This window comes from Ottowia sp. (assembly GCF_047601385.1).
Taxonomy (GTDB): domain Bacteria; phylum Pseudomonadota; class Gammaproteobacteria; order Burkholderiales; family Burkholderiaceae_C; genus Ottowia.
Map to the genome: position 1 here is coordinate 3,235,581 of NZ_JASGJP010000001.1, position 24,588 is coordinate 3,260,168.

The window sequence follows — 24,588 nt, forward strand, 5'->3', positions numbered from 1 at the left end:
ACGAGGACAGCATGAGCGTGGGCATGACCACCCTGAACAGCGTACCGCCCGCCGAGGCCCCGGCGATCGTCTCCCCCTCCATGGCCGCCATCGCGCGCCGGCAGCGCTGGCAGGACGCGCTGTTCCACCGCGGCACGCAGGCGTTCTCGCTGCTGGTGCTGGCGGCGCTGGTGGGCATCCTGGTGTCGTTGTTCGTCACCGCCTGGCCCACGTTCCGCACCTTCGGCGTGCAGTTCCTGTGGACGGTGGAGTGGGACGTCGTGGGCGAGCAGTTCGGCGCCGCCATCGCCATCGTCGGCACGGTGCTGAGCGCCGGCATCGCGCTGCTGCTGGCGGTGCCGCTGGCCTTCGGCATCGCGCTGTTCCTGACCGAGAACTGCCCCGCCTGGCTGCGCCGCCCGCTGGGCACCGCCATCGAACTGCTGGCGGCCGTGCCGTCCATCATCTACGGCATGTTCGGCCTGTTCGTGTTCGCGCCCATCTTCGCCGACTACGTGCAGATGCCGCTGCAACAGGTACTGGGCGGCATGCCGCTGGTGGGCTGGCTGTTCGGCGGCGCCGTCAACGGCATGGGCATCCTGGCCGCCGGCATCGTGCTGGCCTTCATGATCCTGCCCTACATCGCGGCCGTGATGCGCGACGTGTTCGAGATCGTGCCGCCCATCCTGCGCGAATCCGCCTACGGCCTGGGCTGCACCACCTGGGAGGTGGTGCGCAAGGTGGTGCTGCCCTACACGCAGAAGGGGGTGATCGGCGGCGTCATGCTGGGCCTGGGCCGCGCGCTGGGCGAGACGATGGCGGTCACCTTCGTGATCGGCAACGCCAACCGCCTGCCGAGTTCGCTGTTCTCGCCCGGCACCTCCATCGCCTCCACGCTGGCCAACGAGTTCGGCGAGGCGGCCGACCTGCACCTGACCACGCTGTTCGCGCTGGGCTTCCTGCTGTTCGTCATCACCTTCGTGGTGCTGGCGCTGGCCAAGATCATGATCATCCGCGCCGAGCGCGCCAAGGGCAACTGACCATGCAAACCGAAAGCGCTCTGTACCGCAAGCGCCGCACCGCCAACGCCATCGGCCTGACCCTGTCGATGGGCGCCATGGTGCTGGGGCTGGTGGTGCTGCTGTGGATCCTGGCCGTCCTGTTCTCCAAGGGCGTGGCGGCGGTCGATCTGAACATGTTCATCCACGACACGCCGGCGCCCGGCTCGGAAGGCGGCGGCCTGCGCAACGCCATCGTCGGCAGCCTGATGATGCTGGGTCTGACGGTGCTGGTGTCCACGCCCATCGGCATCCTGGCCGGCATCTACCTGGCCGAGTACGGCGACGAGGGCCGCACGGCCGAGCTGACGCGCTTCGTCACCGACATCATGCTGTCGGCGCCCTCCATCGTGCTGGGCCTGTTCGTCTATGCCGTGCTGGTGGCGCCGATGGGGCATTTCTCCGGTTTCGCCGGCTCGGTGGCGCTGTCGCTGATCGCTATCCCGGTGGTGATGCGCACCACCGAGAACATGCTGCGCCTGGTGCCCGGCAGCCTGCGCGAGGCCGCGGCCGCGCTGGGCGCGCCGCGCTGGAAGGTGGCGCTCACGGTCACCCTGCGCGCCGCGCGCAGCGGCGTCATCACCGGCCTGCTGCTGGCCGTGGCCCGCGTCAGCGGCGAGACCGCGCCGCTGCTGTTCACCGCGCTGAACAACCAGTTCTTCAGCACCGACATGAACCAGCCCATGGCCAACCTGCCGGTGGTGATCTTCCAGTTCGCCATGAGCCCCTACGACAACTGGATCCGCCTGGCCTGGGCCGGCGCGCTGCTGATCACGCTCACCGTGCTGGCCATCAACATCGTCGCCCGCGTGTTCTTCCGCGAGCGCTCGGCCGGGCACTGACCCACGCCAAACACCGTATCGACCAGGAATCAACATGGAAGTCCTCACCCCCCGTCCGCAGGCGCCCGCGCGCCCCCCCGCCGCGCCCCAGGCGCAGGCCGAGCGCCCGGCGCTGGAGATCCGCAACCTGGATTTCTTCTACGCCAACGGTTTCCAGGGCCTGAAGAAGATCAACCTGACCATCCCCGAGCGCAAGGCCACCGCCTTCATCGGCCCCTCGGGCTGCGGCAAGTCCACGCTGCTGCGCACGCTCAACCGCATGTACAGCCTGTACCCGGGCCAGCGCGCGGTGGGCGAGATCCGCCTGCACGGCCAGAACGTCCTCGACCCCAGCGTGGACGTGAACCTGCTGCGCGCCCGCGTCGGCATGGTGTTCCAGAAGCCCACGCCGTTCCCGATGACGATCTACGAGAACATCGCCTTCGGCGTGCGCCTGTACGAGAACCTGAACAAGGCCGACATGGACGAGCGCGTCGAGTGGGCGCTGGCCAAGGCCGCGCTGTGGGGCGAGGTCAAGGACAAGCTGGGCCAGAGCGGCCTGTCGCTGTCCGGCGGCCAGCAGCAGCGCCTGTGCATCGCGCGCAGCGTGGCCGTGCGGCCCTCGGTGCTGCTGCTGGACGAGCCCACCTCGGCGCTCGATCCCATCTCCACCGGCAAGGTCGAGGAGCTGGTGCACGAGCTGAAGCGCGACTACACCATCGCCATCGTCACCCACAACATGCAGCAGGCTGCGCGCGTGAGCGACTACACCGCCTACATGTACCTGGGCGAGCTGATCGAGTTCGGCGCCACCGAGGAGCTGTTCTTCAAGCCCAAGCGCAAGGAAACCGAGGACTACATCACCGGCCGCTTCGGTTAGCCATGACCCACCCCCAGGCTCCACTCGCTGCGCGATGTTTCGCCACCCCCCTCCAGGGGGCGCAGCCACTGGCCGGGGGAACCCCGGCCACGGCTGCCGCTGGCATGGCCTGCTCCGCGGCCATTGGGCTCATTGGGTTTCAGGTGCTGCGGAAATTCGTCAGCACTCCGGAACACTGACAAGGAATCGAAATATGCAGGACAAGCACCTTTCCAGCCAGTTCGACCACGAGCTCAACCAGGTCTCGTCGCACGTGCTGGAGCTCGGCGGCATGGTGGAGATGCAGATCCGCCAGGCCATGTACGCGCTGGCCGAGTTCAGCGCCGAGGTGGCCGACCAGGTGGAGGAAACCGAGCGCCGCGTGAACGCGCTGGAGCTGGACATCGACCGCGAGCTGTCCACCATCATCGCGCGCCGCCAGCCCACCGCCATCGACCTGCGGCTGCTGCTGGCCATCTCCAAGACCACCGCCAACCTGGAGCGCGTGGGCGACGAGGCGGCCAAGATCGCGCGCATGGTCAAGCGCATCATCGAATCGGGCAACGCGCGCGTGCTGCCGTCGGGCGAGCTGCGCATCGCCGCCGACCTGGCCGCGCAGCAGCTGCGCAAGGCGCTCGACGCCTTCGCGCGCCTGAGCGCCGAAGAGGCGGTGGCCATCATCCGCGACGACGACCAGGTGGACCGCGAGTTCGACGGCTTCGTGCGCAAGCTCATCACCTACATGATGGAAGACCCGCGCACCATCTCCGCCAGTCTGGACCTGCTGACGCTGGCCAAGGCCATCGAGCGCATCGGCGACCACGCCAAGAACATTGCCGAGTTCATCATCTACATCGTCAAGGGGGCCGACGTGCGGCACAGCGGGTTGGAAAACGTGGAATCGGTAGCGCGCTGATGAAAATCATGCCCCCACGCTTCCTCGCTTCGCGCAGTGCGCTGCCCCCCGAGGGGGGGCGTTCTCATCTTGGGGCGGCCCGGCGATGAGAACCATGCCCCGCGTCCTGATCGTCGAGGACGAAGCGCCCATCGCCGAGCTGATCGCCGTCAACCTGCGCCACAACGGCTTCCAGCCGACCTGGGCGATGGACAGCGAGACGGCCCAGCGCGAGCTGGACGCCGTGCTGCCCGACGTCATCCTGCTGGACTGGATGCTGCCCGGCGAAAGCGGCCTGTCGCTGGCGCGCAAGTGGCGCAAGGACGCGCGCACCAAGACCGTCCCCATCCTGATGCTGACCGCGCGCGGCGACGAAGCCGACCGCGTGGCCGGCCTCGACGCCGGCGCCGACGACTACATCGTCAAGCCCTTCTCCACCAAGGAGATGCTGGCGCGCATCCGCGCCGTGCTGCGCCGCCGCGCGCCCGAGCACGTCGGCGGCACCGTCGCCATCGGCGCGCTGCTGCTCGACGCCGCCACGCACCGCGTGTCCTACGACGGCCAGCCGCTCAAGATGGGCCCGACCGAATTCAAGCTGCTGCACTACTTGATGCAGAACGCCGAGCGCGTGCACAGCCGCGGCCAGCTGCTCGACAAGGTGTGGGGCGACCACGTCTTCATCGAGGAGCGCACGGTGGACGTGCACGTCAAGCGCCTGCGCGAGGCCCTGGGCCCCGCCGGCGTGCTGGTGGAGACCGTGCGCGGCGCCGGCTACCGCCTGACGGCGCAGCCGCTGGTGGCGCCAGCGGGCAGTACGGCAGGCTAAGATTCCGCGCGCCGCCGGCCGGCGCCCATTCATGCTGATCCGCGTTCTCGTCTACGTCCTGGCGCAGGCCCTGATCGGCCTGCTCGGCTGGTTGTGGCTGGGCTGGCCCGGCGCGGCCCTGGGCCTGGCCCTGGGCTCGATCGCCGTGCTGGTGGTTGATGCCCTGCGCGGCCGCCGCTTCGTGCAATGGCTGCGTGAACCCGACCTGAACGCGCCCCCCGCGCTGCGCGGCCTGTGGGGCGAGGCCGCCTACCGCGTCACGCGCGCGCTGCGCGGCGAGCGCGAACGCACCCGCGAGAGCACACAGCGGCTGGACGACTTCCTGGCCGCCATCCAGGCATCGCCCAACGGCGTGGTCCTGCTCGACCCGCAGGGGCGCATCGAGTGGTGCAACGACATCGCCGGCCGGCATTTCGGCATCGACCCGCAGCGCGACGTGTTGCAGCACATCGGCAACCTGGTGCGCGAGCCCGCCTTCGCCGCCTACCTGGCCGGCCGCCACGAGGGCGACGCGGTGACGCTGGTCGGCCGCGGCCACACGTCCGCGCACCCGGTGCGCCTGTCGGTGCGGCTGCACCCCTATGGCGCCGGGCACCGGCTGATGCTGTCGCAGGACATCACCGCGCTGGCGCAGGCCGACGCCATGCGGCGTGACTTCGTGGCCAACGTGTCGCACGAGCTGCGCACGCCGCTCACCGTGCTGGCCGGCTTCGTCGAGACCATGCAGTCGCTGCCGCTCACCGAGGCCGAGCGCGCCCACTACCTGGCGCTGATGGCGGCGCAGTCGGCGCGCATGCAGGCGCTCATCAACGACCTGCTCACCCTGTCGCGGCTGGAGGGCAGCCCGCCGCCCGGCGCCGGCGAGCCGGTCGATCTGCGCGCGCTGATGGCGCAGTGCGAGGCCGAGGCGCGCGGGCTGTCGGAGCTGCTGCACCCGCCCGATCAGCGCCCGCAACGCCTGCACTTCGCCGAGCCGCCCGGCTTCGCCCTGGCCGGCGCGGCCGGCGAGCTGCGCAGCGCCATCTCCAACCTGGTCAACAACGCCGTGCGCTACACCCCGGCCGGCGGCCGCATCGACGTGGCGTGGGAGCGCCTGCCCGACGGCCGCGCGCGCCTGGCCGTCACCGACACCGGCCCCGGCATCTCGCCCGAGCACCTGCCGCGTCTGGGCGAGCGCTTCTACCGCGTGGACCGCAGCCGCTCGCGCGAATCGGGCGGCACCGGCCTGGGGCTGGCCATCGCCAAGCACGTGGCCCAGCGCCATGGTGGCGAGCTGCAGGTGAGCAGCACCGTTGGCAAGGGCTCGTGCTTCGCCCTGGTGCTGCCCGAGCCGCGCGTGCGCGCGGCGGGCGAGCCGCCGCCGGCTACCGCGGCCTGAGCCCCAGGGCTGCAAGCCATATCGGCCGTCAGCGCCCGCTGGGTGGGCGCTGGCAGCTATCAATTTTGATTTTCTCTCAGGACGTGGCGGCAGGCCGGGCAGCGCTGGCTTCTGGCGCGATTGGCGTCGCGAAAAACCACGAACTGTTGCATAAATCGAGAGTATTTGTGACAATTTGATGCAAACGAGCACGCTCCGCACCATAATCAAGCGCAGCCGTTCGATCCATGGCGTCCCTGCGTAGCGCCGTCGCAGCACACATGGAGCACCGGTTATCGTCACCGCACTCAACCAAGATGGAGACTATATGCTTGGCGGTCTCAACTCTGAAGTGCAACACCGCTGATTGATATTCAATGGATGGTAGCGGAGTTCTTTTGGTCGATAGCGGCCATGAACTGCTGGAACGCCTGGTAGGGCGAATCCCAGCCGAGCGTCTGCCTGGGCCGGTTGTTCATCAAGTCGGCGATGGAGTCCAGCGCATCCTGATCATGCACGCTCAAGTCAGCTCCCTTGGGCAGGAACTGGCGCAGCAAGCCATTGGTGTTCTCGCAACTGCCCTTCTGCCAAGGGCTGTGGGGATCGCAGAAGTACACCCGCATGCCCGTGGCGGCAGCCAACTCCTTGTGGCGCGCCATCTCCTTGCCTTGGTCGTACGTCAGCGTCTGGCGCATCGGCGCCGCGATCTGGCGCAGCTTGTTGGTGAACGCAGCCAGCGCACTCTCGGCCGATGCGTCAGGCATCTTGCACAGCAGCACCAGGCGCGTAGAGCGCTCCACCAGCACCCCCACGGCGGACTTGTTACCCGCCCCTTTGATCAAGTCCCCCTCCCAGTGCCCCGGCATCACCCGGTCATTGACCTCGGGCGGGCGCACATGGATGGAAACCATGTCCGGAATCTGCCCACGCCGATCAGCGCCTGCCGAGCGCGGTCGGCGTGTGCTCTTGCCTTGGCGAAGCAAAGAGATGAGCTGGCGGCGCAACTCGCCGCGCGGGTAGGCGTAGATGGCGGTGTAGATGCTCTCGTGCGAGACGTGCATGCCAGGCTCTGCGGGGTACATGCGCTTGAGTGTGCGGGCAATCTGCTGAGGCGACCAATACCAGCACAGCATGGTGCTGACCAGGTACCAAAGAGCGCCATCGCTGTGCAGCTTGGGCAATGGCCGAGCCGCGATGCGCCGCTGCTCGCTCTTGCGCTGGGCAGGCGCGCTGGCGTAGCGGCCATCGGTGGCATTGCGCCGCAACTCGCGGCTGATGGTGCTGGGGCTGCGCCCCTGAAGCCTGGCCATGGCCCTGATGCTCCAGCCTTGCTGGTGCAGCGAGGCCAACGTCACTCTCTCTTCTGGCTGCAACTGCTCGTATCTCGTTCCCATTTGCGTACAGTACCCTCTGTGAGGGTGTTGCACTTCAGAGTTGAGACCGCCCTTCATAAACTCGCATTCCGGGCCAACCTGGCCGCCGTGGCATTGGCCTTCGCTGGCCTGGTGCAGGCCGCGCCGCTGAATGTCAATTTCGACAACTTCACCTACAGCGGCTCCGTCACCCGCTACCCCTCGCTGCTGGATGCGCAGAACCAGACCAACTCCACCGGCACCTTTCCCATCGTCACCGTGACCGCCTCCGGCGGCGACACCCGCCTCAACGCGCGCGACGGCAATATCGCCGTCACCAGCGAGGCGTCGGCTGCTTACGGCTCGGACCTGACCTACATGTCCACCGCGTGGTATTTCACCACCCAGACAACCCAAGTCGATGGCTGGGGCAACCCCAACAACACCAACGACGGCTTCATCCAGTACTACCTGACGAGCAGCCCCACCGTCACCGGCGGCTGGCAGCCGGGCCATACCCGGTTCCGGCTGACCGTGGCCGGCGGCGATGGCGACAGTTGGGACGCCGCGCGGCTGTGGCCGGCGCCCTGCCTGGGAGGCGGCGCGCCAGCGGTTTCGGCCGGGGTGTTCCATGCCTTCAACCTCGACGTCACCGCCAACTTCGCCAGCCCCGCCACGCTGAACGGCGCCACAGGCTGGTACGAGGCCAGCGCCATGCCCAGCAGCTTCAGCGGCACCGTCAGCGGCATCTTCGAAAACAACAACAACAGTGCGCTGACCTGCGGCGCCGACTCCGTCGGCTTCTACCGCTTCAGCTACACCCTCACCGGGTCGGGCAGTTGGGCGGCTGACAACTCGGCGACCTATGCCGATGGCGGGGAGACTCGGTTTCCGCCCGTAAGCTTCTGGGCCGCGCCAGCCGCGGCGCCGACCACGGTTGCGCCCGTCCCCGGCCCCGGCAAGGTGGAACTGCTGGGTCTGAGCCTGGTGCTCGGCCTGATGGTGGGGGTGTTCCGGCGCGGCGCCGCCCGCTCCGGCCGCCTGCACTGAGCAACCGCGAACCCTTTCACCCAGCCCGCCGATTCCGGCGGGCTTTTTTTCGGGCTCCAAGTTTACAAGCCAAATCGGACTCTAGCGCCCGTCAGGAAAGCGCTGGCAGCTATGATTTTTGAGTCAGACGCGGTGGGGCGCCTGCTGCTGTGGGGCCCGTTTGACCTTCAGCGCCCCGCGTCCACGCGCCTGAACACCAGCAGCGTCTCGTTGCTGTCGGTGGGCCGGCGCACCTGGCCGGCGGCGCGCCACTGGCGCAGGTCCACGGCGGCGGGCAGGCTGGCCTGGGCATCGACGTCCACCAGCAGCCAGGGGCAGCGCGCGGGGCCGCGCGCGGGGGCGGGCGTCCAGCCGCCGTGGAAGCGCACGGCGGCCACCTGCGGCGTGCCGAGGCCGTGCACTTCCACGCAGGGGGCGTCGCCGATCAACTGGCGCAGCTCGCGCATCTGCGGCGCGAAGCTGCGGCCGTAGTTCAGCGCCGGCAGCCACAGCGTCATCAGCAGCAGCCAGCACAGGGTGGCGCCGGCGGCGGGCAGCACCAGGCTCTTCCAGAGCGCGGTGCGGTGGCGGCCGGTGCGCCAGCGCGCCAGCGCGATCCAGGCCAGCGTGCCCAGCAGCGCCGCCACGAAGGCCGGCCACTGGAAGACGGGCTCGAAGCCGGGCGCCAGCCGGGCCACGTTGGCGGCGGGCTTGGCGGGCACGCCGGTCTGCATGGCCACCCACACCACCCAGATGACGATGGCCCAGCCGGTGAAGAACAGCACGGTGAACCAGTCGATCAGCGAGGCCGCGCTGCGCTGGAAGGTGGGCAGCGCGAACGCCGCCAGCGCCGCCAGCGCGGGCAGCGCCAGCAGCAGGGCGCGGTCGCCGGCCAGGGTGAAGACGGTGCTGGCCAGCGGCACGCTGGCGATCATCAGCGGCAGGCCCAGGTGCCGGTGCTGGCCCAGGAGCTGGCGCCGCCAGCGCCACAGCGTCCACAGCACCAGCGGCCACGCGGGCCACGTGAACCACAGGAACAGCTGGCCGAGCGAGCGCCAGTCTTCCCAGCGCGTGCGCCAGGGCGCGATCTGCCAGCGGAACAGGTCCAGCGCCCAGGCCAGCGCCAGGCTGGCCAGCACCGCAGCGGCCAGGTTCGGCAGCGCACGGCGCAGCATGGCCGCGTCGTGCGGCGGCCGGCCAGGCATGAGCACGGCCAGCAGGCTCCAGCCGCCGTAGATCAGCGCCGTGAAGGGCGCGCCCGACAGCGCCAGCCCCGGCAGGCCGGCCAGCAGGGCGAACGGCGCGGCCCAGGGCCGCAAGGGCAGGGCGGCCAGCCCATAGAACACCAGGGTGCCGAAGAACAATTGCGCCAGTGCCGGCGTGGTCTCGTGCGAGAACTGCGCCAGCCCGAGCGTGGCGATCAGCGCCAGCAGGCTGCCGTCGGCCAGCGCGCGCGCGTAGTCGGCGGGCTCGGCCTCGCCGCCGAAGGCGAAGGCCACGGGCTGCGCCGCCGGGTGCCGCGCCAGGTGGTAGACGGCGTACCAGGCGGCGGCCAGGGTGCCGGCCAGCATCAGCGCGAAGGGGATGCGCACGGCGAACTCCGGCGCCATCCATGGCGGGGCCAATTGCATGGCCCAGGCGCCCAGCCAGTAGGGCAGCAGGGCGCTGGTGTCGGCCGGCGTGCCCATCAGGCTGGGGCGCAGCCAGTCGCTCCAGCCGGGCGAGGCGGCCAGCTCCAGCATGGTGCCGAAGGCGGCGATGTCGGCGTTCTTCCACGGGTCGCGGCCGACGTAGCCGGGCACCACGTAGGCCAGGCACAGCAGCAGCAGCGCCCAGCGCGGCAGGCGGCGTGCGGCGTCCTGGGTGACGATGGCGGGGCTGGGCTTGGCGTTCAACCTAGAAACGGCAGTTGGACGCACTCGCCAGTGCCGTGATCGGCGTGACAGGCAAGGCGCGAGGACGCGGCAGGCTCATGCCTGCAAGGACGAGCAACGCCGCATGGCGCGGCGAGCGCGGTGCTGGCGAGTGCGTAGCGCTGACACCTGACAGGTGAGCGTGAACGAAGCTGAAAACGTCAATACCCATGCGACTTCCGTGAAGGTTTCAAGCGGTCAACTGCCGTTTCTAGGTTCAACGCGGCGCAAAGAAAAAGGGCAGAACGGTTGCCCGGACTGCCCTTGTGGTCGAAAGCTGGCGCGGCGTGGCGCCGCCTGGTGTCAGCGCGCGACCTTGCCGAAGCGGTTGCGGAATTTCTCGACCCGGCCACCCATGTTGTCCACCGACTTCTGGGTGCCGGTGTAGAAGGGGTGCGATTCGCTGGAGGTGTCCAGCTTGTACAGCGGGTATTCCTTGCCTTCGAAGGTGTCGGTTTCCTTGGTGTTCACGCAGGAGCGCGTCACGAACTTGAAACCGTTGGACAGGTCCACGAAGAGCACTTCGCGGTAGTCGGGGTGAATGCCTTCACGCATGTCGGAGATCCTTTGGTATCGCTGCGGCAGCCGCGCCAGCCCATCCGGCGTACTTTCCGCGAAACCTGCAATTATAGCCCTCAGCCGCCGCGCCGCATCATGTCGAAGAACTCGACGTTGGTCTTGGTGGCCTTCATGCTCTTGATGACCATTTCCATGGCCTCGATCTCGTCCATGTTGTACATGAACTGGCGCAGGATGCGGGTTTTTTGCAGCACCTCGGGCGCCAGCAGCAGCTCCTCGCGGCGGGTGCCGGAGCGGTTGAGCTGGATGGAGGGGAACACACGCTTCTCGTACAGGCGGCGGTCCAGGTGGATCTCGCAGTTGCCGGTGCCCTTGAACTCCTCGAAGATCACCTCGTCCATGCGGCTGCCGGTGTCGATCAGCGCGGTGGCGATGATGGTCAGGCTGCCGCCTTCCTCGACGTTGCGCGCCGCGCCCAGGAAGCGCTTGGGCCGGTGCAGGGCGTTGGCGTCCACGCCGCCGGTGAGCACCTTGCCGCTGGAGGGCACCACGTTGTTGTAGGCGCGCGCCAGGCGGGTGATGGAGTCCAGCAGGATCACCACGTCCTTCTTCAGCTCGACCAGGCGCTTGGCGCGCTCGATCACCATCTCGGCCACGTGCACGTGGCGCGCGGCCGGCTCGTCGAAGGTGGAGGCGATCACCTCGGCCTTGACCGAGCGCTGCATGTCGGTCACCTCTTCCGGCCGCTCGTCCACCAGCAGCACCATCATGTGGCTGTCGGGGTAGTTGGCCGCGATGGCGTGGGCGATGGTCTGCATCATCACCGTCTTGCCGCTCTTGGGCGGCGCCACGATCAGCGCGCGCTGGCCCTTGCCGATGGGGGCGATGACGTCGATGACGCGGCCGGTGATGTTCTCCTCGCCCTTGAAGGCGTCGCGCTCGAGCTTCATCTGCTCGCGCGGGAACAGCGGCGTGAGGTTCTCGAACATCACCTTGTGCTTGTTCGCCTCGGGCGCGCCGTCGTTGACCTTGTCGAGCTTGGTCAGCGCGAAGTAGCGCTCGCCGTCCTTGGGGATGCGTACCTCGCCCTCGATCATGTCGCCGGTGTGCAGGTTGAAGCGGCGCACCTGGCTGGGGCTGATGTAGATGTCGTCGGTGCTGGCGGTGAAGCTGGTGTCCGGGCTGCGCAGGAAGCCGAAGCCGTCGGGCAGGATCTCCAGCACGCCGTCGGCGAACACCTGCTCGCCCGCCCGGGCGCGCTTCTTGATGAGGGCGAACATCAGCTCCTGCTTGCGCATGCGGCCGGCGTTGTCGATTTCGAGCGTTTCGGCCTGCTTCAGCAGTTCGGAGACGTGCAGCGCTTTCAGTTCGTTCAGGTGCATGGGAGTGGGCGTCCAGCGGTGGGGCTCGCGGTGCGTCGGCATGGGTGGCCGGCAGCGGGGGGTGACGGGGAAAACTAACGCTAGGGGGAGGGGCGACACCCTGCCTGGGTATCGCCGGGGGCGCGCGGCTCGGGTGGGCCAGGGCGTCGGGCCTGCGCCCGGATACGGGGCGCGGCTTGCGGGGGGATTATGACAGGAAACGCGGCCGGGGCCGCGCCAGTTCAGGCTGGACTCAGGCCAGTTGCTGGTCGATGAACTGCGACAACTGCGCCTTGGTCATGGCGCCGACCTTGGTGGCCGCGAGCTGGCCGTTCTTGAACACCATCAGCGTGGGGATGCCGCGGATGCCGAACTTGGCCGGCACGGTGCGGTTCTCGTCCACGTTGATCTTGGCGATCCGCAGCTTGCCGTCGTAAGTGCTGGCCAGTTCGTCCAGCGTCGGCGCGATGGCCTTGCAGGGGCCGCACCATTCAGCCCAGAAATCCACCAGCACCGGCTTGTCGGCGCCCAGCACGTCGGCTTCGAAAGAGCTGTCGCTCACGTGTTTGATCAGGTCATTGGCCATCAGGCGATCCTTCCTCAGCGGGGTTCATCCGAGCGGATAAAGTAGGCCGGATTGTGACAGAAACCCGCCTGCCCGTTCCCCACCCGCGATCCCGCCGCACGCTATGGCCGCGATAGCTGCAAACGATGGCCGCACCAGCGCCAGCGCCGTGCCGGACCATTGGGCCGCGCTGCTCGCCGAGGTGCAGCGCCAGTTGCGCGCGCTGGCCGCCCACCCGGCGCGCAGCGTGGTGCTGCTGCCCTACGCCCAGCTCGTGCCGCTGGCCCGGCGGCTGTGGGCCGTGCAGTGCCCGGACGGCTTCGCGCCGCGCTTCGAGACCACGCGCACCTGGGCCGCGCGCGTGGGCCTGTTCACCCCCGGGCCGACCGATCTCTGCGGCGACCATGGGCGCGACCTCCTCACCGCCGCCTCGCTGCTGGAGGCCGCCGGCCTGGGCGCGCAGCGCCAGCACCTGGCCGGCCCGCTGCTGGCGCAGGCCCAGCAGCTGGCGGCCATTGCCGCCAGCCTGCCGCCCGCGCTGCGCACCGACTGGGCCGAGCGCTCCCGCGCCACGCTGCCCGCGCCGGGCGAAGGCCCGATGGCGCTGGAGGCCGCGCTCGGCCGCATCGCCCTGGCCTGGGCCGGCACCTCCGACTACGCCACCGACGTGCTGTTCGGCGCCCGCGTGCGCGATGCGCTGGACGCGCTGTTCATCGTCCCCGGCCTGCAACCCGACCCGCTGGCCACGCACCTGATCGAGCACCACTTCGAGAAGGCCGTGCTGCTGCCCTGGCCCGCCGACGCGCCCACCGGCGCCGTGGCGCTGCACACCTGCGCCGACGGCGAGGACGAGGCCGAGCGCGCCGCCGCCTGCGTGCTGGCGCACCTGGCCGAGGGCCGCGCGCCGGTGGCGCTGGCGGCGGGCGACCGCGTGCTCACGCGCCGCATCAGCGCGCTGCTGGCCGCGCGCGGCGCGCGGCTGCGCGACGAGCCGGGCTGGAAGCTCTCCACCACCCACGCCGCCGCCCAGGTGGTGGCGCTGCTGCGCACCGCGGCGCGCGGCGCGCCGGCCGACGCGGTGCTGGACTGGCTCAAGCTCGCGCCCGACGTCGATGCAGCGGCCCTGCGCGCGCTGGAGCAGCACCTGCGCCGGCACGCCGTGCGCGGCTGGGCCGAGGCCGCCGCGCGCACGGCGGGCCAGCCGCTCACGGCGCGTGTCGAGGCCCTGCGCGCCGCGTTGCAGGCTCCGCGCCCGCTGCCGGACTGGCTGGCCGCCCTGCGCGAGGCGCTGGCCGCTTTCGGCGCCTGGCAGCCGCTGCGGGAAGACGCCGCCGGCGCCGCCGTCATCGAGGCGCTGGGCCTTGACGATGAGGCCGGCTGGGCGGCCTGGCCCGCTGCCCGCCGCCGCATGGGCCTGCGCGAGTTCACCCGCTGGCTGACCGACACGCTGGAGGCCGCCAGCTTCCGCCCGCCGCACCCGGCCGGCGCGCAGGTGGTGGTGCTGCCGATGAGCCAGCTGCTTGGCCGCCCCTTCGCGGCCCTGGTGCTGCCCGGCGCCGACGAGCAGCGCCTGCCCGCCGCGCCCGAGCCCGCCGGCCCCTGGACCGAGGCGCAGCGGCGCGACCTGCACCTGCCCCGGCGCGAGGAACTGCACGCCGCCCAGGCCGCCGCCTGGCGCGTGGCGCTGGCCGTGCCGCAGGTGGACGTGCTGTGGCGCACCAGCGACGACAGCGGCGAGCCGCTGCTGCCTTCGCCTCTGGTGCAGGCGCTGCAACTGGCGGGGCAGGGCGTCACCGGTGTCGATGCGCGCATCGCCCGCGCCCTCGTCGCCCGGCCCGTGCAGCCACCCGCGCCCAGCGGCGCGGACTTGCCCACGCAGCCGCTCTCGGCCAGCGCCTACGAGATGCTGCGCGCCTGCCCGTACCGCTTCTTCGCCTTGCGCCAGCTCGGGCTGGCGGAGGAGGGCGAGCTGGACGTGGAGGTGGACAAGCGCGACTTCGGCCTGTGGCTGCACGACGTGCTGCGGCGCTTCCACGAGATGCTTCAGGCCGACCCGCCCGCCGATCGCGCGGCCCTGATGGACGCCGCCGCCGAGCAGGCCACGCAGGCCCGGGGTTTGCAAGGCGGTGAGTTCCTGCCCTTCGCCGTGGCGTGGCCGCCCTTGCGCGAGGGCTATCTGCAATGGCTGGCCGGCTATGAATCCACCACCGGCGCCGTGTTCGAGCAGGCCGAGCAGCGCGTGCAGCGGACGCTGGGCGAATTGAGGCTGCACGGCGCCTTCGACCGCGTGGATCGCTTGCCCGATGGCGCGCCGCTGGTCATCGACTACAAGACCGAAAGCCCCGCGCGCACCCAGGCGCGCCTGAGGGCCGGCAGCGAGGACACGCAACTGGCCTTCTATGCGCTGCTCACCGGCCACGATGCGCCGCAGGCGGCTTACCTGAACGTGAGCGAGCGCGAGGCCGCCAAGCTGTACGCGCCGGACGAGCTGCTGCAACTGGCGGGTGCGCTGCACCAGGGCATCTCGGACGATCTGGCGCGCGTGGTGGAGGGGGAGCCGATGCGGCCGCTGGGGGAGGGGAGTGTGTGTGAGTGGTGTGCGGCGAGGGGGTTGTGTCGGAAGGATTTCTGGCATGGGTGAGGAGGCTGTTTTGTTGGCTGCGCCGCTGGCCGGGAGTTCGCCCCGGCGGGCGACCTACTTTCTTTGCTTCGCCAAAGAAAGTAGGCAAAGAAAGGCGACCCCACTTCGCGTGTCCCCTGCGCTGCGCTCCGGGGCAACCTGCGGTGCTCGGTCGTGTGGCGGCATTGCGGAACTCACTTTGCTGCTGCGCAGCGCCGTTCAGACAACCGCAATGAGTCAGAGCACGAAGCGCGTGCATGCTGCGCTGCACGCGCCCGCCCCACGCCCTGCGCTCCTCGGCACGCGCAGAGGGGAGGGGGAACCCCAACGGGCCATCGCTGCGCTCGGCCCCGCACACGCGGCGCGTAGCGCCCGCGCCTTGGAGGCCGAGCGAAGCGATGGCCCGTGTGGACTTCAAACCCCCTGTGGCTGCGCCTGCGGCGCGGGGCTTGCGGGGTGGCGGCTGCACCGCAGGATGCAGACGCTTCGTGAACTGACTCGCCGCGGTTGTCTGAACGGAGCGCCGCAGGCGCGCAGTGAGTTCTGCGGCGCACCCCGCAAGCCCCGCGACGCAGGTTTGCCCCGCAGCGCAGCGAAGGGGTCGCAGACTTGGGGTCGCCTTTCTTTGCCTACTTTCTTTGGCGAAGCAAAGAAAGTAGGTGCGCCGCCGGGCGCACATCCCGGCCAGCAGCGCATCCAACCCCCACAGGCGGCCGAGCAATGACCACCCCCGCCTACGAACACAACAACACCCCCTGCACCCGCGCGGCCTTCTACGCCATCGCCTGCGACCCCCGCCGCCACGTCGCCGTCGAAGCCTGCGCCGGCGCGGGCAAGACCTGGATGCTGGTTTCACGCATCCTGCGCGCGTTGCTCGAAGGTGCTGCACCGCAGGAGATCCTGGCCATCACCTTCACCCGCAAGGCCGCCGGCGAGATGCGCCAGCGCCTGCAAGCCTGGCTGGCCGACTTCGCCCGCCCGCGCGCGGGCGAGACGCCGCCCGCCTGGGCCGCGCGCCTCGACGCCGAACTGCTTGCAAGAGGAATCGAGCCCCAGCGCTTGCCGGACGGGCGCGAGCAGCTACAAAATTTGTATCAAACCCTGCTCGTCAGCGGCCGCACGGTGCAGATCCGCACCTTCCACAGCTGGTTCGCGGCCCTGCTGCGCAGCGCGCCGCTGCAAGTGCTGGCCGACCTGGGCCTGCCCGCCAGCTACGAACTGCTGGACGACACCACCGACGCCGTGGCCGAAGCCTGGCGCCGCGCGCTCGACGCCATCGACGGCGACCCCGCCCTGCGCGCCGACTACGCCGCCCTGGTGGCCGACCTCGGCCGCACCCGCGCGCACGCCGCGCTGGAGGCCGCGCTGGCACGCCGCGTCGAATTCGCGCTGGCCGACGAAGCCGGCCACGTGGATGAAGCGGTGGCGCCACCATCCGCGCTCTGGCCCGAGTTCGCCGACGACGCCCACCCGGCCGACGCGCTGCTGACCGCCGCCGCGCGCGAACGCTGGCTGGCCCGCGCCCGCCAACTCGGCGCCGAGAAGAACAAGACTCCGCAGGCCACCGCTGCCGCCGTGGTCGATGCATTCGAGTCGCTGCCCGAGGCGGCCCCGCGCCTGGCCGCGCTGCAAGCCGCCTTCTTCGTCAAAACAGAAGACCGGCTGACCAAACACTTGCAGAAGTTTCCCGCCGCGCAGGAGGCCGAGCCCGAGTTGCAGCGCCTGCTGGCCGCCGCCCGCCAGCACCAGGCCCGCGCCCACCACCAGCGCATGGCGCGCCTCACGCGCGCTTTCATCCGCGCTTTCGCACTGCTCAAGCAGGAACGCGGCTGGGTCGATCTGGCTGACGTGGAGCGCGCCGCGCTCACGCTGCTGTCCGACGATTTTTTGAGCGGCTACGTGCAGCAGCGGCTGGACGCGCGCGTGCGCCACCTGCTGATCGACGAGTTCCAGGACACCAACCCGCTGCAATGGCAGGCGCTGCACGCCTGGCTGCAAGGCTACGCCGGCGCGGGCGGCGGGCTGGCGCCGCCCAGCGTCTTCATCGTCGGCGACCCCAAGCAGAGCATCTACCGTTTCCGCGGCGCCGATCCGCGCGTGTTCGGCGCCGCGCAGCGCTTCATCGCCGAAGCCCTGGGCGGCGACCTGCTGGCTTGCGACCATACGCGCCGCAACGCGCCCGCCGTGCTGCACGCCGTCAACGCCGTCATGGCCGCGGCGCAGGCGGCGGGCGAGTTCGACGGCTACCGCGCCCACACCACCGAGTCGGCCGATGGCGACGGGCTGGTCGCCGCGCTGCCGCTCATCCCGCGCCCCGAGCGCGCGGCGGACGATGACGACCCCTTCCATTGGCGCGACAGCCTCGCCACCCCGCGCGTCGAGCCCGAGGAACACCAGCGCACGCTGGAGGCGCGCCAGGCCGCGCGCTGGATCGCCGCGCAGGTGGCGGCCGGCACGCCCACCAAGGAAATCATGGTCCTCAGCCGCAAGCGCCAGCCGCTGGGCGAGTTGCAGGCCGAGCTGCGCGCCTTGGGCATCGCCTGCGAGCAGCCCGAGGCGCAGAACCTGGGCGACCTGCCCGTGGCGCAGGACGTGCTGGCGCTGGTCGATGCGCTGGTCTCGCCGGGGCACGACCTGTCGCTGGCGCGCGCGCTCAAGTCGCCGCTGTTCGGCCTGCCCGACGACGACCTCGCGCGCATCGCCCTGGCCGCGCGCGCGGCGGGCGGCGAGCGCCCCGCCTGGCTCGACGTGCTACCAAATACAGAGCTGCTGGCGAAGGACGGACGGGCGCTGCACGCCGATTTGATGCAATACCGGCATTGGCTGGCCACCCTGCCGCCGCACGACGCCCTGCAAGCCATTTACCAGCACGGCGACGTGCTGGCCCGCTTCGCCGCCGCCGCGCCCGCGCCCGAGCGCGCCCACACGCTGGCGCAGCTGCGCGCGCTGCTGGCCGGCGCCTTGCAGGTCAACGGCGGGCGCTACCTCACCGCCTACCAGTGGGTGCGCGCCCTGCGCCGCCAGCGCCTGCCCGCGCCGCGCCACGCGCAACCCGACAGCGTGCAACTGCTCACCGTGCACGGCGCCAAGGGGCTGGAGGCCGACTGCGTGCTGCTGCTGGGCACGGCCGCCGGCGCCGACAGCGCGCGCGCCGGCCCCGGCGTGCTGATCGACTGGCCCGGCAGCGATCCGCGCCCGCGCCGCCTGGCCTTCGTCGCCAACGACCGCGACCCGCCGCCCAGCCTGGACGAATTGGCCGCGGGCGAGGACGCCGCCCGCGCGCGCGAGGAACTCAATGCCCTGTACGTCGCCATGACCCGCGCGCGGCGGCGCCTGGTCGTCAGCGGCGTGGAGCCGCACCGCGCGCCTGCGTCGAGCTGGTGGCAGCGCATCGAGCCCGCCGCCGCGCCGCTGCCCGCGCCCGCCGAACCCGCTGCGGCGGCCGCGCCGCCGGCCGAGTTCTATATGCCGGAAGTGCCTCCAGCGCCCGCCAGTCAAGCGCCAGCAGCTATTAAAACAGAAGTATTCGACGAGCCCGAGCGCAGCGAGCCCACCGATGCCTCGCGCCTGGGCGAGGTCATGCACTGGCTGCTGGAGCACGCCGCCGACGCGCCCCAGGGTTGGCGCGCCGAGCGCATCGCCCAGGCCATGCGCCGCTTCGGCGTCACGCCCGGGCAGGCCGCCCGCGCCGACGCGCTGGCGCGCCGCATCTTCACCGGCGAGGCCGCCTGGGCCTGGTCGCCCGAGCACGTGCTGGAAGCCTTCGACGAAGTCGAACTCGTCCACCAGGGCCAGCGCCTGCGCATCGACCGCCTGGTGCGCCGCCGCGCCAGCGCCGCCGAGCCCGAGGCGTGGTGGGTGCTGGACTACAAGAGCGCGTTCCATCCAGAGCGCGATGCCGTGCTGCAAGACCAGCTTGCCCGCTACCGCGCCGCCATCGAGCGCCTGCACCCGGGGCAGGTGGTGCGGGTGGCGTTCCTGAGCGGGGAGGGCAGGGTGGTGGCATGAGACACCCCGTGTCAACCCCCCGCTGTTTTGAGCAAGGTTTGGAAGGCGCCATGGCGAGCGGGATCGCAGGGCGAGCGCTCGGTCCAGGCACGCCGGATGACACGCACCCAGGCGCGGCACAGGATGCGCACGGCGTTGCGCAAGGGCGCTGGTCGCCACCCTCACATCTCGTCGATCGCCGTGCTGGCGCCGCCGCCGCGCGGGGCCGCCCGGCCTTCCTGCGCCTCGATGGCGAAGCGGTCCCGGCAGTTGACGTAGAAGCTCGCCCCGAAGCGCCCCACGGGGAAGAAGTCCTGCAGGCGCACGCGCCAGCGCTCGGTGTCCACCAGCCCGTCGCGCACGGCCAGCCACTGCACGCGGCCGATGAAGACGTAGCGGCTCTCGGTCTCCAGCGTCTCGTGCAGCACGCATTCGAAGGCCACCGGCGCCTGCACGATGCGCGGGGGCGCCACGCTGCGGGACGGCACCGCCGTCAGCCCGGTGTAGTCCAGCTCGCTCTGGTCCACGGGCAGCCGGTCGCCGCAGCGGTGCATGGCGGCGGCCATGGCCTCGTCGGTGATGTGCACCACGAACTCCCGCGCGCGCAGGATGTGCGCGGCCGTGTCCTTGCGCGCGCCCGCCAGCAGCTTGTTGATGCTGAGCATCACCACGGGCGGGTCTTCGCCCATCATGTTGAACATGCTGAAAGGGGCGGCATTCACCGTGCCGTCCTCGCCCAGCGTGGTGACCAGCGCAATCGGGCGCGGCACGATCAGGCTGGCCATGAGCTTGTAGCGGGCGTGGCTGTCCAGGCCAGCGAAATCGATCTCGGTCATCAGCAGGCGCCTCCTTTCCAGCGCATGGGGCCTGCGCGGCTGCAAGTCACATGCCCGGGCCCCGCACCATGGCGGTGCCGCTGCCGCGAAGACGCACAATGCCGGGCCTGCTGCCCAGACGCATGATGCCTCAGCCCTTGTCCCGCTCGTCCGCGCCCGTCGTCGTCATCGGCGCCGGCCCCGCCGGCCTGATGGCGGCCGAGGTGCTCTCGCGCGCCGGCGTGGCGGTGGATGTGTTCGACGCCATGCCCTCGGCCGGCCGCAAGTTCCTGCTGGCGGGGCGCGGCGGGCTGAACCTGACGCATTCGGAGCCGCTGGCGCCGTTCACCGGGCGCTTCCGGCAGGGCGACGGCGAGGGGGCGGATGCGGTGGCCGGCTGGCTGCGCGACTTCGGGCCGGACGCGGTGCGCGGCTGGGCGGCGGGGCTGGGCGTGCAGACCTTCGTCGGCACCTCGGGGCGCGTGTTCCCCACCGAGATGAAGGCGGCGCCGCTGCTGCGCGCCTGGCTGCACCGGCTGCGCCACCCCGACACGCCCGGCGCGGCGCCGGTGCGCTTTCACATGCGGCACCGCTGGGCGGGTTGGGCGGCGCCGGATACTCCTGATTCGATAGCTGCTCGCGCTTGCCCAGCAAGCGCTGGAGGCACTTTTTGCTTTGAGTCGCCGGCCGGCCCCGTCACCCTGTGCCCGCGCGCCGCCGTGCTGGCGCTGGGCGGCGGCAGCTGGCCGCGCCTGGGCTCGGACGGCGCCTGGGCGCCCTGGCTGGCGCAGGCCGGCGCCGACGTGGCGCCGCTCGCGCCGGCCAACTGCGGCTTCGACGTCGGCTGGTCGCCGTACTTCGCCGAGCGCTTCGCCGGCCAGCCGCTGAAGAACGTGGCGCTGTCCTTCACCGACGGCCGGGGCCACGGCTTCGCGCGGCGCGGCGAGTTCGTGCTGACGGCCACCGGCATCGAAGGCAGCCTGGTCTACGCGGCCAGCGCTTTGCTGCGCGATGAAATCGCCCGCAGCGGCCACGCCACCCTGCACCTGAACCTGCTGCCCGCGCGCACGCCCGAGCAGGTGCGCGCCGCCGTGGCGCACCCGCGCGGCAGCCGCAGCCTGTCGTCGCACCTGAAGAGCCGCCTCGGCCTGGCCGCCGTGCACACCGCGCTGCTGCACGAGCTGCTGCCGCCCGCGCAGCTGCACGATGCGGCCGCGCTGGCGGCGGCCATCGGCGCGCTGCCGATCACGCTGCGCGCGCCGCGTCCGCTGGCCGAGGCCATCAGCAGCGCCGGCGGCGTGCGCTTTGCGGCGCTGACCGACGCGCTGGAACTGCGCGCCCGCCCCGGCCTGTTCTGCGCCGGCGAGATGCTGGACTGGGAGGCGCCCACCGGCGGCTACCTGCTGACGGCCTGCCTGGCCAGCGGCGCGCGCGCCGCGCGGGGCGTGCTGGCGCGGCTGGGCAATGAATGACGAACGACGCAGGCTGACGCGTCAGCGCTTCTCCATCGAGCATCTCTCCGCAGCTTATGAAACTTCACTGCGCGAGAGGCCGCGGAGCAGGCCATGCCAGTGCACCCGTGGCCGGGGTTTCCCCGGCCAGTGGGTGCGCCCCCTTCAAGGGGGGAGGCGCAACATCGCGCAGCGAGTGGAGCAACGGGGGTGGCTCATTTCAATACGTCGCCGATGCACAGGTACTTCATCTCGACGTACTCGTCGATGCCGTGGCGCGAGCCTTCGCGGCCCAGGCCGGACTGCTTGACGCCGCCGAAGGGCACGTGCTCGCTGGCGATGATGCCGACGTTGATGCCCACCATGCCGTACTCCAGCCCCTCGCTCACACGCGTGATGCGGCCGATGTCGCGGGCGTAGAAGTAGCTGGCCAGGCCGAACTCGGTGGCGTTGGCGGCGTCGATGGCCTCCTGCTCGGTCTTGAAGCGGAACACCGGCGCCAGCGGGCCGAAGGTCTCCTCGCGCGCCACCAGCATGTCGGCGGTGGCGTCGGCCACCACGGTGGGCTCGAAGAACTGGCCCGTGAGCCGCTTGCCGCCGGTCAGCACCCTGCCGCCCTTCTTGACGGCGTCCTTCACGTGCTTCTCGACCTTGGCGACGGCCGCCGGCTCGATCAGCGGGCCCTGCGCCACGCCCTCGTCGAAGCCGTTGCCCACCTTCATGGCCTTGACCCTGGCGGCGAACTTCCTGACGAACTTGTCGTACACGCCGTCCTGCGCGTAGATGCGGTTCGCGCACACGCAGGTCTGGCCGGCGTTGCGGTACTTGCTGGCCAGCGCGCCCTCGACGGCCGAGTCGAGATCGGCGTCGTCGAACACGATGAAGGGCGCGTTGCCGCCCAGCTCCAGCGCCAGCTTCTTCACCGTGGGCGCGCACTGCGCCATCAGGATGCGGCCGACCTCGGTGGAGCCGGTGAAGGACAGGTGGCGCACCACGTCGCTCTCGCACAGCACCTTGCCGATGGCCGGCGCGTCGCTGCCGGTGACGACGTTGATCACCCCGTCGGGCACGCCGGCGCGCACCGCCAGCTCGGCGGCGGCCAGGGCGGTGAGCGGCGTCAGCTCGGCCGGCTTGATGACCACGGGGCAGCCGGCGGCCAGCGCGGGCGCCACCTTGCGCGTGATCATGGCGAGCGGGAAGTTCCACGGCGTGATGGCCGCGCACACGCCGATCGGCTGGCGGATGACGGCCAGGCGCCGGTTGTTGTCGAAGGGGGGCAGCGTCTCGCCGTTGATGCGCTTGGCTTCCTCGGCGAACCACTCGACGAAGCTGGCGCCGTAGGCGACCTCGCCCTTGGCCTCGGCGTAGGGCTTGCCCTGCTCGGCGGTCATCAGGCGGCCCAGGTCGTCCTGGTGCTGCATCAGCAGGTGGAACCACTTCATCAGGATGGCGTGGCGCTGCTTGCCGGTCAGCTCGCGCCAGGGGGCCCAGGCGGCGTTGGCGGCCTCGATGGCGGCCTTGGTCTCGCGCGCGCCCAGGTCGGCCACGTCGGCCAGCTTGCGGCCGGTGGCGGGGTCGATGACGTCGAAGCGCTGCCGGCCCTTGACCCATTTGCCGCCGATGAGGCCGTCGGTCTTGAGCAGGCTGGGGTCCTTGAGCAGGGCGAGAGGGGTAGCTTTGGCGTCCATGAAGCGGGTCTCCTGAGGTGATGCGGCCGATTTTAGGCAGGCTTACAGCAGCGGCGAGGCCAGCCGCGCCACGGCCTCGAACAGGCGCTGGTGCGGCGGCGTCCGTCGGGTTTCGGGCACCAGGCGGCAGTGCGACAGGTCGGCGTCGAACATGGCGGCCAGCTGGCGGTTGAAGCCGGGGTCGAACACCACGGCGGCGACCTCGAAGTTGAGGCGGAAGCTGCGGTTGTCGAAGTTGGCGCTGCCCACCATGCCGTAGCGCTCGTCCACCACCAGCGTCTTGGCGTGGAACATGCGGCCGTGGTATTCGAACACCAGCACGCCGGCGTCCTGCAGGTCGGGGTAGTAGGAGCGCGCGGCGGCGGTGACGATGCGCGAGTCGCTGCGCTCCGGCACGATCAGCTTGACCTGCACGCCGCGCAGCGCGGCATTGGTGAGCGCCGCCAGCGCCGCCTCGGTGGGCACGAAGTAGGGCGTGGCCAGCCACGCGCGCTCGCGCGCGAAGTTCAGCGCGTCGATCATGGCGCGGTGGATGGCCTCGGTGTCCGAGTCGGGGCCGGAGGCGACGACCTGCACCGGCAGGCTGCCTGGCGGCTCCTGCGGCAGCAGGTCCTCGTCGGGCGCCGGCACCGGGCCTTCGGCGTAGCGCCAGTCCTGCAGGAACACGTATTGCAGCCAGCGCACCGCGCCGCCGCGCAGCAGCAGGTGGGTGTCGCGGTAGGCGTCGGAGCGGATCTCCTCGTTCTCGTCGTCGGTGACGTTGATGCCGCCGGCGAAGCCGGTGCGCCCGTCGATCACCACGATCTTGCGGTGCGTGCGCAGGTTGACCAGCGGGCGCAGGCGGTCCAGCCGCGTGGGGTGGAACACCGCGAACTCGCCGCCGGCGGCGTGGAAGTCGTCCAGCAGCCGGCGGTGGGGGCGCGACAGCAGGCGGGGCGAGCCGACCGCGTCCACCAGCAGGCGCACCTTGATGCCTGCGCGCGCACGCGCCGTCAGCGCTTGCAGCAACTGCGTGCCGGTCTGGTCGGGCTCGAAGATGTAGTACTCCAGGTGGATGTGGCAGCGGGCGCGCTCCACCTCGCGCAGCAGCGCCCGCAGCGTGGCGCCGCCGCTGGGCAGCAGCGCGACCTCGCGCGCGCTGGACAGCGGCAGCCCGCTGGCGCGCTCGATCAGCGCGGCGTGCTGGCGCGCCCATTCGGGCACCTCGGTGTACTCGGCGCGCAGGGCCTCGCGGTCCTGGCGCGACATGGCCGCGGCCTTGTGGTGCCAGCGCCGCAGCCGCTGGCGCTTGATGCGCTGCGGCCCGAAGTAGGCGTAGATGAAGTAGCCCAGCACCGGCATCAGCGCCAGCGACATGATCCACGCCAGCGTGGAGACCGGCGACTTGCGCTGAAGGATGATCCAGACTGCCAGGGTGACGGTGGAAACCGTCCACACCCAGCCCAGCCAGAAGGTCCAGGGGTGGCCGGCGATGACGAGGCCGCTCACGGCTG

18 protein-coding genes are annotated in these 24,588 nt (G+C 70.9%); 10 read left to right on the forward strand and 8 right to left on the reverse strand.

The window, feature by feature from the left end; all coding sequences use genetic code 11:
* Positions 1-23 precede the first annotated feature (23 nt).
* The 6 genes from pstC to phoR all read left to right on the forward strand — a co-directional run bounded on the left by pstC (position 24) and on the right by phoR (position 5,816).
* On the forward strand, positions 24-1,019 hold the full coding sequence (gene pstC, locus QM772_RS15715) for a phosphate ABC transporter permease subunit PstC (protein WP_415138092.1): 996 nt from the start codon (positions 24-26) through the stop codon (positions 1,017-1,019).
* 2 nt (positions 1,020-1,021) lie between these two features.
* Positions 1,022-1,879 (forward strand): phosphate ABC transporter permease PstA, encoded by an 858-nt coding sequence (gene pstA / locus QM772_RS15720; RefSeq protein WP_415138094.1) that lies wholly within the window; start codon positions 1,022-1,024, stop codon positions 1,877-1,879.
* Positions 1,880-1,913: 34 nt separating this feature from the next.
* Positions 1,914-2,738, forward strand: coding sequence for a phosphate ABC transporter ATP-binding protein PstB (pstB, locus tag QM772_RS15725; protein WP_415138096.1), 825 nt, complete (start codon positions 1,914-1,916; stop codon positions 2,736-2,738).
* A 193-nt stretch (positions 2,739-2,931) separates the two neighbouring features.
* On the forward strand, positions 2,932-3,633 hold the full coding sequence (gene phoU, locus QM772_RS15730; RefSeq protein ID WP_415138098.1) for a phosphate signaling complex protein PhoU: 702 nt from the start codon (positions 2,932-2,934) through the stop codon (positions 3,631-3,633).
* A gap of 85 nt (positions 3,634-3,718) precedes the next feature.
* On the forward strand, positions 3,719-4,438 hold the full coding sequence (gene phoB, locus QM772_RS15735) for a phosphate regulon transcriptional regulator PhoB (RefSeq protein WP_415138100.1): 720 nt from the start codon (positions 3,719-3,721) through the stop codon (positions 4,436-4,438).
* Between the two features lie 31 nt (positions 4,439-4,469).
* Complete coding sequence (gene phoR / locus QM772_RS15740; protein ID WP_415138102.1) at positions 4,470-5,816, forward strand: phosphate regulon sensor histidine kinase PhoR; 1,347 nt, start codon at positions 4,470-4,472, stop codon at positions 5,814-5,816.
* Between the two features lie 353 nt (positions 5,817-6,169).
* On the opposite strand, the gene QM772_RS15745 is transcribed toward phoR, so the two are convergent.
* Entirely contained in the window at positions 6,170-7,189 is a 1,020-nt protein-coding gene (locus QM772_RS15745) for an IS30 family transposase (RefSeq protein ID WP_415139626.1), read from the reverse strand.
* An 87-nt stretch (positions 7,190-7,276) separates the two neighbouring features.
* On the opposite strand from QM772_RS15745, the gene QM772_RS15750 reads away from it, so the two are divergent.
* A complete protein-coding gene (locus tag QM772_RS15750) occupies positions 7,277-8,197 on the forward strand; it encodes a hypothetical protein (protein WP_415138104.1) in 921 nt (306 codons plus the stop codon).
* 167 nt (positions 8,198-8,364) lie between these two features.
* Here the strand turns inward: QM772_RS15750 and QM772_RS15755 are convergent, their stop codons facing one another.
* The 4 genes from QM772_RS15755 to trxA all read right to left on the reverse strand — a co-directional run bounded on the left by QM772_RS15755 (position 8,365) and on the right by trxA (position 12,555).
* Positions 8,365-10,071, reverse strand: a complete 1,707-nt coding sequence (locus QM772_RS15755) for a hypothetical protein (RefSeq protein ID WP_415138106.1) — start codon at positions 10,069-10,071, stop codon at positions 8,365-8,367.
* A gap of 321 nt (positions 10,072-10,392) precedes the next feature.
* Entirely contained in the window at positions 10,393-10,644 is a 252-nt protein-coding gene (locus QM772_RS15760; RefSeq protein ID WP_415138108.1) for a type B 50S ribosomal protein L31, read from the reverse strand.
* Between the two features lie 80 nt (positions 10,645-10,724).
* The gene (gene rho / locus QM772_RS15765) at positions 10,725-11,990 is read right to left on the reverse strand and encodes a transcription termination factor Rho (RefSeq protein WP_415138110.1); all 1,266 of its coding nucleotides are present in this window, start codon (positions 11,988-11,990) and stop codon (positions 10,725-10,727) included.
* Positions 11,991-12,222: 232 nt separating this feature from the next.
* Positions 12,223-12,555, reverse strand: a complete 333-nt coding sequence (trxA, locus tag QM772_RS15770; protein ID WP_415138112.1) for a thioredoxin TrxA — start codon at positions 12,553-12,555, stop codon at positions 12,223-12,225.
* Between the two features lie 103 nt (positions 12,556-12,658).
* Here trxA and QM772_RS15775 point away from each other — a divergent pair, with 103 nt between their 5' ends.
* Positions 12,659-15,175, forward strand: a complete 2,517-nt coding sequence (locus tag QM772_RS15775) for a PD-(D/E)XK nuclease family protein (RefSeq protein ID WP_415138114.1) — start codon at positions 12,659-12,661, stop codon at positions 15,173-15,175.
* A 699-nt stretch (positions 15,176-15,874) separates the two neighbouring features.
* Positions 15,875-19,162 carry a UvrD-helicase domain-containing protein gene (locus QM772_RS15780; RefSeq protein ID WP_415138116.1) on the forward strand — a complete coding sequence of 1,096 codons (3,288 nt, stop codon included), beginning with the start codon at positions 15,875-15,877 and terminating at the stop codon, positions 19,160-19,162.
* A gap of 161 nt (positions 19,163-19,323) precedes the next feature.
* Here the strand turns inward: QM772_RS15780 and QM772_RS15785 are convergent, their stop codons facing one another.
* Positions 19,324-19,977, reverse strand: coding sequence for a flavin reductase family protein (locus QM772_RS15785; protein ID WP_415138118.1), 654 nt, complete (start codon positions 19,975-19,977; stop codon positions 19,324-19,326).
* 98 nt (positions 19,978-20,075) lie between these two features.
* Between QM772_RS15785 and QM772_RS15790 the strand changes: the two genes are divergently transcribed.
* Positions 20,076-21,428 (forward strand): TIGR03862 family flavoprotein, encoded by a 1,353-nt coding sequence (locus QM772_RS15790; protein WP_415138120.1) that lies wholly within the window; start codon positions 20,076-20,078, stop codon positions 21,426-21,428.
* 194 nt (positions 21,429-21,622) lie between these two features.
* On the opposite strand, the gene QM772_RS15795 is transcribed toward QM772_RS15790, so the two are convergent.
* Both QM772_RS15795 and cls read right to left on the reverse strand, forming a co-directional pair.
* Entirely contained in the window at positions 21,623-23,095 is a 1,473-nt protein-coding gene (locus QM772_RS15795) for an NAD-dependent succinate-semialdehyde dehydrogenase (protein ID WP_415138122.1), read from the reverse strand.
* Between the two features lie 42 nt (positions 23,096-23,137).
* The gene (cls, locus tag QM772_RS15800; protein WP_415138124.1) at positions 23,138-24,583 is read right to left on the reverse strand and encodes a cardiolipin synthase; all 1,446 of its coding nucleotides are present in this window, start codon (positions 24,581-24,583) and stop codon (positions 23,138-23,140) included.
* Positions 24,584-24,588: the final 5 nt, after the last annotated feature.